Source organism: Geobacillus lituanicus (assembly GCF_050994965.1).
Lineage (GTDB): Bacteria > Bacillota > Bacilli > Bacillales > Anoxybacillaceae > Geobacillus > Geobacillus stearothermophilus.
Window position 1 is genome coordinate 35108 of record NZ_CP194773.1, and the last position, 13035, is coordinate 48142.

At 53.5% G+C, this 13035-nt stretch carries 11 protein-coding genes; 2 read left to right on the top strand and 9 right to left on the bottom strand.

Annotated elements, in window-relative coordinates:
• The 6 genes from ACR1UW_RS00175 to ACR1UW_RS00200 form a co-directional block, all read right to left on the bottom strand.
• Nucleotides 1–732, bottom strand: coding sequence for an N-acetyltransferase (locus ACR1UW_RS00175; protein ID WP_011232634.1), 732 nt, complete (start codon nucleotides 730–732; stop codon nucleotides 1–3).
• A gap of 17 nt (nucleotides 733–749) precedes the next feature.
• Nucleotides 750–2063 carry a nucleotide sugar dehydrogenase gene (locus ACR1UW_RS00180; RefSeq protein WP_011232635.1) on the bottom strand — a complete coding sequence of 438 codons (1314 nt, stop codon included), beginning with the start codon at nucleotides 2061–2063 and terminating at the stop codon, nucleotides 750–752.
• Between the two features lie 15 nt (nucleotides 2064–2078).
• On the bottom strand, nucleotides 2079–3092 hold the full coding sequence (locus tag ACR1UW_RS00185) for a Gfo/Idh/MocA family protein (RefSeq protein ID WP_011232636.1): 1014 nt from the start codon (nucleotides 3090–3092) through the stop codon (nucleotides 2079–2081).
• Entirely contained in the window at nucleotides 3089–3826 is a 738-nt protein-coding gene (locus tag ACR1UW_RS00190) for a lipopolysaccharide biosynthesis protein (protein WP_498935344.1), read from the bottom strand. Before ACR1UW_RS00190 ends, ACR1UW_RS00185 begins: the two co-directional genes overlap by 4 nt.
• Nucleotides 3827–3944: 118 nt before the next feature.
• Nucleotides 3945–5063: a DegT/DnrJ/EryC1/StrS family aminotransferase gene (locus ACR1UW_RS00195; RefSeq protein ID WP_498934188.1), complete on the bottom strand. Its 1119-nt coding sequence runs from the start codon at nucleotides 5061–5063 to the stop codon at nucleotides 3945–3947.
• A gap of 235 nt (nucleotides 5064–5298) precedes the next feature.
• Nucleotides 5299–6381, bottom strand: a complete 1083-nt coding sequence (locus ACR1UW_RS00200; protein ID WP_237420882.1) for a glycosyltransferase family 4 protein — start codon at nucleotides 6379–6381, stop codon at nucleotides 5299–5301.
• A 267-nt stretch (nucleotides 6382–6648) separates the two neighbouring features.
• On the opposite strand from ACR1UW_RS00200, the gene secA2 reads away from it, so the two are divergent.
• Both secA2 and ACR1UW_RS00210 read left to right on the top strand, forming a co-directional pair.
• Nucleotides 6649–9042: an accessory Sec system translocase SecA2 gene (gene secA2, locus ACR1UW_RS00205; protein ID WP_498934190.1), complete on the top strand. Its 2394-nt coding sequence runs from the start codon at nucleotides 6649–6651 to the stop codon at nucleotides 9040–9042.
• A gap of 38 nt (nucleotides 9043–9080) precedes the next feature.
• Nucleotides 9081–9974 carry an accessory Sec system S-layer assembly protein gene (locus ACR1UW_RS00210; RefSeq protein ID WP_498934192.1) on the top strand — a complete coding sequence of 298 codons (894 nt, stop codon included), beginning with the start codon at nucleotides 9081–9083 and terminating at the stop codon, nucleotides 9972–9974.
• Between the two features lie 172 nt (nucleotides 9975–10146).
• Here ACR1UW_RS00210 and ACR1UW_RS00215 read toward each other — a convergent pair whose 3' ends face one another.
• The 3 genes from ACR1UW_RS00215 to ACR1UW_RS00225 form a co-directional block, all read right to left on the bottom strand.
• The gene (locus ACR1UW_RS00215; protein WP_498934194.1) at nucleotides 10147–11553 is read right to left on the bottom strand and encodes a S41 family peptidase; all 1407 of its coding nucleotides are present in this window, start codon (nucleotides 11551–11553) and stop codon (nucleotides 10147–10149) included.
• 31 nt (nucleotides 11554–11584) lie between these two features.
• A complete protein-coding gene (locus tag ACR1UW_RS00220) occupies nucleotides 11585–12325 on the bottom strand; it encodes a hypothetical protein (protein ID WP_498934196.1) in 741 nt (246 codons plus the stop codon).
• Nucleotides 12326–12489: 164 nt separating this feature from the next.
• On the bottom strand, nucleotides 12490–12891 hold the full coding sequence (locus tag ACR1UW_RS00225) for a hypothetical protein (RefSeq protein WP_498934199.1): 402 nt from the start codon (nucleotides 12889–12891) through the stop codon (nucleotides 12490–12492).
• Between the last annotated feature and the right edge of the window lie 144 nt (nucleotides 12892–13035).

Below are 13035 nucleotides of genomic sequence, written 5' to 3' on the forward strand. Positions count from 1 at the left end.
TTATAACAACTCCCGCTCGTCGACCATTTTGCTGAAGCGCGCCGGGAATCCTTTCACGACCGTCCTCGGTTCCGTATCTTTTGTGACGAGCGCCCCAGCGGCGACAAACGTCTCTTCCGCCACCGTCACGCCCGGCAGCAAAATCGCTCCGCCTCCGACGCGCGCCCCGCGCTTGACGGTCGCCCCTTTGATTTTGGCGAACCGTTCTTCCGTCCGCCCCATGTAGTTGTCATTGGTCGTCGTGACGCACGGCGCGATGAACACATGGTCTTCGAGCGTCGTGTAGGCCGTGATGTAGGAGTTCGACTGGATTTTCGTCCGATCGCCGATTTGGACGTGGTTTTCGACGCACACCCCGCGCCCGACGATCACATATTGGCCGATGTGCACGTTTTCGCGCACGCTCGCCAAATCAGCGATCAATGTGTAGGCGCCGATCGTCGCGCCTCGATAGATGACGGCGTTGGCGCCGATCGTGCAATGGTCGCCGATGACAAGCGGCGGCAGCTCGCCCGACAGCTTGACGGTGCTCGTTTTCGCCGGCTTCGGCGGTTTGCCGAGCACCGCTCCGTCGGCGATCGTCACGCCGTCGCCGATGACGGTTCCTTCGTGAATCGTGACGCGATGTCCGATTTTAACGTCGTTTCCGATTTTTACATTCGCCTCGATGACAGTGAAATGGCCCATTTCGACACGTTCACCGCAAACAACAGAGGGATCGACAACGTTCATGGTTTCGTCTCCTTCGCTTACAATTTGACGTATTTTGCCGGTTTCGACACATCTTTCATAGCATTGCGTGTGTCAAACACGACCCGGCTGTGACGAGCGACCATTTCATAGTCGATGTTGGAATGATCCGTCGTAATCAAGACAAGATCTGACTGTGCAAGCAGTTCCGGCGTCAGCTCGACCGTCTCAATCACCCGGTTGCACGCCCGGAACGACGGAACATACGGGTCGACGACCGCAAATTCCGCTCCGTATTGCTCGAGCAGCTCGACGATTTTCAACACTGGCGATTCGCGCACATCATCAATGTCTTTTTTGTAGGCGACGCCGAGCACCGTCACTTTCGAACCGCGCAGCGCCTTCCCTTCTTCGTTCAAAATGAGCATCGCGCGGTTGACGACATATTCCGGCATTGCGTTGTTGATTTCGCCGGCCAGCTCGATCAGGCGCGTATGGTAGTTGTATTCACGCGCTTTCCATGTCAAATAAAACGGGTCGATTGGAATGCAATGGCCGCCAAGCCCCGGGCCCGGGTAAAACGCCATAAATCCGTACGGCTTCGTTTTCGCCGCCTCGATCACTTCCCAAACGTCAATGCCCATCCGCTCGCACAAAATGGCCATCTCGTTCGCCAGTGCAATGTTGATATGGCGAAACGTGTTTTCAAAAATTTTCTCCATTTCCGCCACCGCCGGGCTCGACACCTCGTGTACATCGCCTTCAAGCACCGCACGATACATCGCCGCCGCCACTTTCGTGCACGTTTTCGTCACGCCGCCGACGACTTTCGGCGTATTTTTCGTCTTAAACTGCTTGTTGCCTGGGTCAACCCGCTCCGGCGAATAGGCGACGAACACCGTCTCCCCGACGACGAGCCCCTTTTTCTCCAGCGCCGGTTTCACGATTTCTTCCGTCGTGCCCGGATAGGTGGTCGACTCCAACACGACAAGCATTCCTTCATGGGCGTATTTGGCGACTTCGTTTGCCGAATTTTCGACGTAGGATGTATCCGGCTGGTGATGCTCATCGAGCGGAGTCGGCACTGCGATCGCCACGGCATCGACTTCCGCGATCCGGGCGTAATCGGTCGTCGCCATGAGCCGCCCTTGCTTGACCATCTCATGCAAATCTTCATCGACAACATCGCCGATGTAGTTGATCCCATTGTTCACTTGATCGACGCGGCTTTGTTGGATGTCAAAGCCAATGACATGAAACCCTGCTTTTGCTTTTTCGACTGCCAGCGGCAACCCGACGTAGCCAAGCCCGACCACGCCGATGACCGCGTCGCGTTTCTCAAACTTTTGCAACAGCCGTTCCGCGTAGTTCATTCCTCTCATTCCTTTCTACTCAGATAGTTGCACTCTTGTCCCCGTTTCCGCCGAACGCAAAATCGCTTCGATCAGCCGAACAGGAGCCAATCCGTCCCAACCAGTGACGATCGGCTCGCGGTTTTCGCGAATCGCTTGCACCATATCTTCAATGATCCATTGGTGCCCCGGCTTGCCAAACGGGTCGGCGTTGATCTCATCGATGAGCTTTGCCCGTTCTTCCTCGCTGACGCCTTCCGCTTCCCACGTTTCGATAAAGTTGGCCGTCCGGCCGCCGATTTTCACTGATGCCGTTTCGCCGAAAATGGCGATCGATTCCTCCAAGTTTTGCGGATAAATCGTCGTCGCTGCCTCAATGACGCCAAGTGCCCCGCTTTCAAACTCGACGACCGCCGCCGCGACATCTTCCGTCTCAATCTTGCGCAGACGGGTCGCCGCCATCGCTTGCACCGCCTTGACCGGCCCCATCAGCCAAAGCAGCAAATCCAAATTGTGAATGGCTTGATTCATCAGGACGCCGCCGTCAAACTCTTTCGTCCCCCGCCACGCCGCCTGGTCATAATAGGCTTGATTTCGATTCCAGCGCACCGTGGCGTTCGCATGGCTCAGTTTTCCGAACATCCCGCGCTCCATCGCCTCTTTCAGCTTCCGAATAGCCGGACGAAAGCGGTTCGGATGAACGACCGCGAGCTTCACGTCGTATTCTTTCGCCGCGCGGATCATCTCTTCGGCGTCGCTCACACGGAGCGCCATCGGCTTTTCCACAATGATATGACGGCGATAGCGGGCCGCCAGCTTGGCCAGCCGCGCGTGCAATCCAGACGGAACACAAATGTTGACGACATCGATCTGTTCGTTCTCCTTCAACATCGTCTCCATATCAGTGTAAACAGGAACGTCCGACACGTCGCGCAAACGTTCCGGATTCGTGTCGCACACTGCCGCCAGCTCGGCGCCGTCCGCCTTTTCAATGGCATCGATATGTTTTTTGGCGATATGCCCCATGCCGACAATGGCAAAACGGATCATGAAGAATAGTACCTCCTCGCGTCCAATATATACTTCCAAAGCACGAGCCAAACGACCGTCAAAAACAGGCCGAGGACAAGGCCGACGGCCATCAGCTGCCCCGTATACGTTTTCGATTTCGCCACCGTTTCCGACAACACGGCCGGTTTTTCGTAAAAGACAAGATTGCCGCGGATGCGATTGACGCGCTCCATCACTTCGGTCAAGTTGTTTTCCGACTCGACCAACAAGTCGCTGATGTCATTGAGCTGTTCTGGATTCAAGCGGCCCGACTGTATTTGTTCGCTATAATAATCGACTTTTTGCTGCAATGCGCGCTCCCGTTCTTCCAGCGCATGCAAGTATTTCGTGGTGACATCAATCCGCTCTTGCGAATGGCGATTGAGCTCCTGACTGTATTCCGACACAACAAGCTTCAATTCTCGACTCACGTCTTGTTCATCGTCGCCTTTGACAGTGATTTGCACGTACTGTTCCTCAGGAACGACGACATCCAAGTTTTTCACCTCAGGAAACTTCGCTTCTATATTTTTCGGATCCGTCAACTCTTTTACGTCAATCGATCCGGTAAACACGACAGCTTTCCCCGTATACTTCTCCCCCTGCAGCAAAAACCGCCCTGCGATGACGGTCAAAACGATCGTTGCAAGCGGAACGAGAAGAAACCACCATTTTCGCTGCCAAAAAAAGCGCAAATATTCGTATAGCACAAACGGTCGTTTTTCCGCCGTCAATCCGGCCACCATCCCTTATCATAAAATAACAAAGTGTTGTGAACAAAACAAATGATCCAACGCCAAAGAAAACGCCATTGCTGTGCGCAAGTGACGTCTCCTTTGGCCGGTTGGACGATCAAGCGGAATGACGGTAAAATTCCGCAATTTTCTCCACGACGTACTGTTGCTGCTCCTCTTTCAGCTCTGGGAACATCGGCAGCGACAGCGCTTCTTTCGCCGCTTTTTCCGCCTCCGGCAACTGCCCTTCCTTATACCCGAGCGAAGCAAACACCGGTTGTAAATGCAGCGGCAGCGGATAGTACACCATCGTCGCGATCCCTTGTTCTTTCAAAAACGCTTGCAGCTCGTCTCGCTTCGGCGCTCGAATCGTGTATTGATGGAACACATGATAGCGCCCATCGACTTCTTTCGGCGTCACAACAAGGTCGCCGACCGCCTCCTCGAGCAGGCGCGTATACGTCGCCGCTTGCTTGCGCCGCTGTTCCGTCCACCGATCCAGATGCGGGAATTTGACGCTTAAAATCGCCGCTTGCATCTCATCGAGGCGGCTGTTGTAGCCAAGTACATGATGGTAATATTTCGGCTTGCTGCCATGAACGCGGATGACCCGGCATTTTTCCGCCAGTTCGTCATCGTTCGTAATGATCATGCCGCCATCCCCGTAGGCGCCCAAGTTTTTCGTCGGGAAGAAACTGTACGTCGCCGCCGTCCCAAGCTCGCCGACGCATTTCCCGTTGTATTTCGCGCCGATCGCCTGGGCGGCGTCCTCGATGACAACCAATCCATGCCGCTTGGCAATCGCGGCGATCGCCTCCATATCCGCCATTTGCCCGTACAAATGCACCGGGATGATGGCTTTCGTTTTCTCCGTCACCGCCGCTTCAATTTGCGCCGGATCGATGTTGAACGTCACCGGATCGATATCGACAAACACCGGTTTGGCGCCGGCCCGCGCAATCGATCCTGCCGTCGCGAAAAAGGTGAACGCCGTTGTGATGACTTCATCGCCCGGCCCGACGCCGGCCGCTTGCAAAGCAATATGTATCGCATCGCTTCCGTTGCCGCAGCCGATTCCGTGTTTCGCCCGGCTGTAGGCAGCAATATCTGCTTCTAGCTTTTTGACATAATCTCCTAAAATAAAGCGAGAGGAGCGCATCACTTCATCCAATACGCGCATGATCTCCGGCTTCAATTGTTCATACTGTTCGCTTAAATCCAACATTGGCACGTTCATCGCAAGTTCCTCCAAATCCAAAAAATATATAGAGTAAACATGTTTAGTTTATCACATTTGCGTCAATATATAATGACAGTTTTGTGGCAATCTTGGCCTTGCCGCAAAAAAAATCAGCGAAGGAACGGCAGAAGCTGCATAAACAACGAAAAAGAAGGGTATAATTTTCCAAAGACGGGCCATTCCTGAAAAAAGCCGTTTGTCCCTTTCATGACACAAACGGCCCATTTGCTATTTATCGGTCATTTCCGTATACTTTTCGGCTTCCCCGAAGCAGCTTACGAATAAAAGTCATAAACGGTTTGTACTGATCATTGACCAAGCCGATCAGTTCAGCCAGCAGTTCCCCGAAGACGATCAAGGCAAAGACGATGAGAATGGACTGCCATAACGTCGAGGCGGAGAACAAAATCGCGCTGATGGCAAACATCAAGCCAAACGCATAAATGAGCAACACCGTGTTGCGATGTGAAAAGCCAAGGGCCAGCAGCCGATGGTGAAGATGTGACTTATCTGGCGCCGAGATCGGCCTTTTATTCACAATACGGCGAATAATGGCAAATGTCGTATCGAAAATCGGTACACCCAAAATGAGCACTGGAACGACGAAACTGAAGAGCGTCACGCTTTTATAAAGCCCTAGCACCGACAAGACGGAAATCGCATATCCTAAAAACAACGCGCCGGTATCCCCCATGAAAATTTTCGCCGGGTGGAAATTGTAAAACAAGAAAGCGATGACGCTGCCTAAGATGATCAAGCAGAGCGTGAAAATGAGCATTTTGCCTGCCATGCCCGCCATGACGGCAATGGCCGCAATCCCAATGGCGGAAATGCCCGCGGACAATCCATCCAACCCATCGATCAAGTTGATGGCGTTCGTAATCGCCACAATCCAAAATATCGTAATCGGATAGCTCCACAGCCCCAACTCAAACGTGCCGACAAACGGGACGGTCAAAAGATCGACTTTCAGTCCGGAAGCGACAACGACGAACGCCGCCAGCAATTGGCCCGCTAACTTCATTTTCGGTGACAACTCGTATAAATCATCAAGCATTCCGACGAGCACGATGATGATGGCACCGACCGTCATCCCGGTTACCTGTTGCTCATATACTCCGCCGACAAAGTAGCCGACGGCGACACCGATAAAAATGGCCAATCCGCCAAGCCTTGGCATGACTTTTGTATGCACTTTTCTCCCGTTCGGCCGATCGACCGCGCCAATTTTGACAGCGAGCTTGATCACGAACGGGGTGATGACCAATACTGTGATAAACGAAGCCAAACATGCGGCAAATGCTTCCATATTCATATGCAATCACCTTGGCCTTATAAAATCGCGGAAACACACATCATCTTTATGTTACCATATACGATGAGTAAATCAATCTTTTTTTACACCCCTTTTTTGTCCCCAAGGATGGAAAATTTCTTTTTCCCTTGCCGCGAGAAGCTCGAGCGCCAATCCGGCGGACGATTCCACATTTTACATCCTCCCTCCACAGGAAACATCTTGTGCTATAATTAGGTTTTAGAGCACTTGGTGTGAATCATGCCTGTCTAGGAGAGGAATGGACATATGTTTGCAAAAGTAAAGCAACTATTTGACGAAAGCGCGCGAGACGTGCAGCGTCTTGCCAAGCTGGCGGCGCAAATCAATGAATGGGAACCCACCATTTCTTCGCTGAGCGATGAACAACTGCGCCAAAAAACGGTTGTCTTCAAAGAACGGCTCGAACGTGGCGAGACGCTCGATGACATCAAAACCGAGGCGTTTGCCGTCGTCCGGGAGGCGGCGCGGCGCGTGCTCGGTCTGCGCCATTACGACGTGCAACTGATGGGCGGATTGGCGATGCATGAAGGAAACATCGCCGAAATGCAGACTGGGGAAGGAAAGACGTTGGCGGCCACTTTGCCAAGCTACTTGCACGCCCTCCTTGGAAAAGGCGTCCACATTATTACGGCCAACGAATATTTGGCGCGCCGGGACTGCGAACAAATGGGCCGTGTGTTCCGCTTTCTCGGCTTAACCGTCGGCCTGAATGTGTCGCAAATGACGGCCAGCGAGAAAAAAGAAGCATACGCGGCCGATATCACGTACGGCACCGGCACCGAGTTCGGTTTTGATTATTTGCGCGACAACATGGTGTACCGCCTCGAAGATAAAGTGCAGCGCCCGCTGTATTACGCCATCATCGATGAAATCGACAGCATTTTAATCGACGAAGCGCGCACCCCGCTCATTATCGCCAATAAATCGGGAATCGGAGCCGAATTGTTCCCGATTATGGCGCGCATCGTCCGCACCTTCGAAGAAGGAAAAGAGTATGAACGGTCTTTGGAGACGAAACAAATTTTCCTCACCGAAGAAGGGGCGCAAAAAATCGAGCGGGCGTTTGGCATCGACAATCTATACGACTGGGAGCATCACGTGCTGCTCCATCATGCGATGCAGTCGCTGCGCGCTTGGTTTATCATGCGGCGGGATGTCGATTACATCGTCAAAAACGGCAAAGTGATGATCGTTGACCCGTTCACCGGCCGGGTGATGGAAGGACGCTCGTTCAGCGACGGCCTGCATCAAGCCATTGAAGCGAAAGAAGGTGTGGAAATCACCGAAGAAAACGACATCCAAGCCACGATTACGATCCAAAACTATTTTCGCATGTATGAGAAGCTGGCCGGGATGACCGGCAGCGCTACGCCGTCGAAAGAAGAATTTTGGCAAACGTACCGGCTGCGCGTGATTACGATTCCGACAAACCGGCCATCCCGCCGCACCGACTGGGACGACCTCGTCTACCAGACGTACGAGGCGAAAGTACGGAAAATTATCGACGAAGTGAAAAAAATGAATGCCATCGGCCGCCCTGTTCTCATCGGCACGACATCGGTCGCACAGTCGGAACGGTTGTCAGCGGCGTTTTCGAAAGCAGGCATCCCTCACCACCTGCTCAATGCCAAAACGGAGGAAGAAGAAGCGCGCATCATCGCGACCGCCGGGCAAAAAGGGCAAGTGATGATCGCGACCAATATGGCCGGGCGCGGGACCGACATTTTGCTTGGAGAAGGCGTCAAGGAACTTGGCGGGCTGCACATCATCGGCACAGAGCGCCATGAAAGCCATCGCATTGATATGCAGCTGCGCGGCCGGGCAGGACGCCAAGGGGATCCGGGGTCTTCCCAGTTTATCATTTCGCTGGAGGATGATTTATTTCAGCTGTACGATCAAGAGGAGCTGGAAAAATGGCGAAGCAAAGTCAAGACGGATGAAACCGGGCGCATCGTGTCGCCCGACCCGATCAAGTTCGTCCAAAAAGTGCAAACAACGATCGAAAACGCCCATTATTCGGCGCGATTGCATTTATTGAAATTGGACACCGTGATCGACCAACAAAGCAAAGTCATCTACCATATGCGCGATCGCGTCTTGGCGCTGAAGCAAGCAAAGGTGCTGTCCGAGCTCCTTCGGCACATTCAGCGTTATATCACGCAAACGATCGACCGTTATTGTCCGGAAAACGTCTTTTTTGAAGAGTGGAACATCGAAGGACTGCACAACGAGCTGCGCCGTGCCTTTTTCCGGTTTGCCTATCCGATTGAGGATCTTCGCCATAAGCAAAAAGAAGAAATCGCCCAACTTGTTTGGGACGAATACCAATCGCTTGAAGCGGCGCTCGCCGATCTTCCGTGCGACGAAGAACAAACGATGCGGCTTAAGCATTTGATGGTTGAAACCATCGACGCCCACTGGATTCGCCACTTAAATCAACTGAATGTATTAAAAGAGGGGATTCATTTGCGCAGCTACGGCCAAGAGGATCCGTACCGCGCCTTTGAAATGGACGCCTACCGCGAATTCGTCGCGCTGCAGCAAGCGATCGACGCCGGCATTTGCACCACAGCCATGAACTATTTGAAAAGCCAGTTTGTCATCGATGACGAAGCGGCCGTCGCCGCGAACGAACCATAACCGCGGCGCAGCACGCCGCCTCGTAAAGGAGGTTCCCTATGATTTTCCGACGAAAACAACGCACGCAACCGGAAGCCGAGCTGCCGGCGCAACATGTCAAACAGCCGGAGGTCGGAACGAAAACGACGCTGTCGTTTCATCCGGACTGGCAGCTGTCTCCAGAGGAAACGTACGTTTATCGCTTTTACCACGAACAGCTGCCGCCGCTTCAGCCAAACCAAATTTCCATTTCCGGCGTCAAGCTGGTCGAATACAACGATGGGTTTGTCGCTGTCGCCATTTTGCGCAACACGCTGCCGAAGCCGGTTCGCTTTGAACGAATCCGCCTGTTGCTGCTTGACGAGGATGGCACGGCGATTGCCCGCAAAGAGTTTGATATGAGCGCTTTCGGCGAACTGCCGCCAATGACGGCCCGCCCGTGGCGGTTTTTGTTCGCCGCCGAGGACAAGCTCGTCGATCAGTTGCCTCAAGATGGATGGAAGATCGCCTTTGAACTGACACCGCGGCATCGGCTCGACCTAGAGGAAAGCTGGGAGCAGACGCTGTCGGCCAAGCAGCGCCAACATCTGCAAGCCCTCGTTGACTCGGTTCCGCCTCCCGCTCCCGGAGAGGTGAACTTCATGGGCATTGAAGCGAAACAGCTGCCTTCCGGTGAACTAGGCGTCACGTTGCTCATTCGCAACGGCAGCGACAAACATATCCATTTTGAACAAATCCCTCTTGAAGTGCGGGATTATGCTGGCGATATCGTCGCCCGCGGATTATTTCCGTGCCATCTGGAAGTGAAAGCCCACACCAGCAAACCATGGACGTTCCTCTTCCCACCGGAATTGCTGCGCAAAGCAGAACCGGATTGGACGTCCTGGAAGGTGACGATCCCATCCGCCCCGGCACAGAGCGAAAAGCAAGAAACGCAATCAAGCGAGGAGTAACCGGCAAAAAGCTGGCCCCCATGGTCGCCAAACGACCGATGGAGGCCAGCTTTCTTTGCATCGTTCCGTTCAAAACGACCGCGCTCCCGTTGTCCGTTGAACCTTAGACGCAACAGCCGAACATTGCATCATCAAGAACGACAGCTATCCAACCCATCTCGACGGGAGGGCCTTATTTCGTAGAAGCAGCGGTTTGAATCTCCATGTAAGCACCTTTTTTCATCGCCACGCCGTCTTTGCTTTTCAACACCGGCGGAATGACCAATAAATAGCTCTGCCCTTTGGCCAGCTTCGCTGCCGGTTTGATCAAAAGCTCCGTCCCCCGGCGGATTTGCGCCGTCACCGCTACTTCCTGTCCGCCTAATTGATACAATTTTACTCCGCTTACCGCGGTATTGGCGAGCGGACGAGAGAAGCGGACGACAAACGTCTTATCGACCGGCGCATTGCGCAGCTTGCCGAGCGACTGATACCCTTTCAGCTGGCCAATCAGCAAATCGCGGTGAGCGGCATACAGCTCTTTCCCAACAACCGTCGGCACATCCGGCTTCACCCCAACGTGATGAATCGGCGTCCCTTTTGACGAGAAAAAGTGGGCGACGGTCAACTTCAACATGCTGCCGTCCGACAGCTCAAACATTTCCTGCATCGATCCTTTGCCAAACGTCCGTTGCCCATACAAAACGGCCGCCTTTTGCTCCTTCACCGCCGCCGCCAACATTTCCGACGCGCTCGCGCTCGACGCGTTGACAAGCAGCCGGATCGGACCCGCCATTTGCACCGGCTGTTTGACAGCGGCATACACTTCTGGGTGATTCGAACGGTCGCGCAACTGAAACGCCTGTTTCACATTCGGGAAAAAGCCGGCGATTTGCTGCGCCGCTTCCACATATCCCCCCGGATTGTCGCGGAGGTCAAAAATCCACCCTTTCACCCCGCTTAACGAGCGAATGGCGCGTTCGATCTCGCCAGGCGCTGTCTCATCAAAACTATATAGCTGAATATAGCCGATATTCCCTGCCAGCCGTTTGAACTCCACGTTCGGCCAGTCGATTTTTTCCCGCTTGATGGTGACACTGACGGTTTCCTCGGTCGACGGCCGCCAAACGGTTACGGCCACCGTCGTTCCTTCTTCCCCTGCGATCAAGCTCAATACTTTTTCCATAGTCTCATTTGTTACCGGCTGCCCGTCAACCGCCCGAATCACATCGCCCGGCTGCAGCCCGGCGCGGGCGGCTGGTCCATTGTCCAAGACAGACAGGATGTGGACGCCGTCCTCATCTTCCTCAACCATCACGCCGATGCCGACAGACTCCATATCAATCCACTTCAAAAATTCTTCGTATTCTTCCTTTGTCATATAGGCAGAATACGGGTCAAGCTGTTTGACAATATCTTGCGGGGTGCTGGCTTTCAGCACTCGATCGCTTACGGGTTCAACATAATACTGACGAACCAACTCCCTCACTTCTTCGAGCACCTTCGTTGACGCCGTCGCCGCCTCCGCCGGCGGACTCCAAACCGAAAATGAGGCCGCAAGCAATAGAAGAGCCGCCGCCCATCGCTGAATCACCTTCATATCCGTCTCTCCTCTCCCGACATGCGCCAGTTTATTCGATATCGACATCTAAGACAACCGGCGCTTTAAAATCATCGATATACACCGCCAGCTGCTTGCGCGTCGCCGCATCCACCACGTTTGGCAGCCACCGGTCGCAAAGCGACAGCAACCGCTCCGCCCGCGCGATATCCCCTTCATCATACGCATCAAGCAACTTGTCCATGGCTTTCATAATATTGATGGGATCATAGGCACGCAGCTTGACAGCCAAAGCCGGGCGTTGAAACCATCCTTCCATCTTTTCGCGCAGCGACGCTCCCGGAACGCGGCCGATGAGAATCGCTGTTTTGCGAATTTGATATTCCAGCGGACCGTAGGAATCGTACACAACATCCACATCCCCCGTCCGCAGCGCCCGGTCGACGTTGGCCGTCAAGGCGCGCAATCGCTCCCCGCTTTCGACCGCGCTGATATAGGCAGAAGCCTTTTTCATCGTCTGTTCTCCGGCCGCGATCCGTTTTTCCAACTGCGCCCTTGCCGTTTGTGGACGCACGCGCGCCACTTCTTTTTTTGCCGCCTCATAATCGCGTTTGACTTGGTTGAAGAGACGGTACGGCTTGGACCATTGATTGGCTTTCATCGCCCGCTCAAGCTGGGCGGCATGCTGTTCAAGCCGCTCCACATTCGGGAACGAGGCCGCTTCCGTCTGAACGGCCAACAGTGAAAAAGATAGCCAAAACACCGCCAGCCATCCGATGATGGAAAATGCTTTTCTCCGTTTTCTCCTCACGCTTTCACCTGCTATCTACAAAAATAGTAAACATGTATTTCAATTTTACTGGAAAAGAGGCAAAATGAAAATATGCCCTGAAAAAAAAATCCAACGTAAGCCCTTCCAAGCATAAATAAGGCTGACTCTTCAGCCACCTTTTTGACTGTCAGAGCCAGCCTTGATCAACGAAAGTGCGGCCAGTTCGTTTGCTGCTGATCCCCGTCGATTTTGCTCAGCGTCCGGTAGCGAAACGGAATGATGGCCTGTTCTGGCTTTCCAAGAAACTCTTTCGCCCATTCGAACGGAATCAAATCGAACTGTTCCTTGTTTTCGGCAATGAAATAGACGCCGACGACTCTTCCTTGTTGATGGAGGTCAATTGTCAAAAAAGCCGGGTAATACGTGCCGTCTTGCGCCCACAGCACCGCTTTGGCCGTCACCCGGCCGCCTCCTTCGTCTTCCACATCCGGATTGGCGATTCGCTCCAACACCTTGATCGCCCATCCTTGTTTTTTATATCCTCCGACCAGCTTCGGCGGGTTTTTCCGCAACTGCTCCAACAACGTTTGTTCGTCCATCGTCAAGCTTTTGCCTCCCTTGCTGTTTGCCTATCCACATATATACAATACTTTTCAGAGAAATGCAAATGCCTAGAAGAACAGCATGCAAGGACTTTCTCGATTTCGGAACCCCTATCGATGAGCAACATCCCTTGTTCATTCACCATC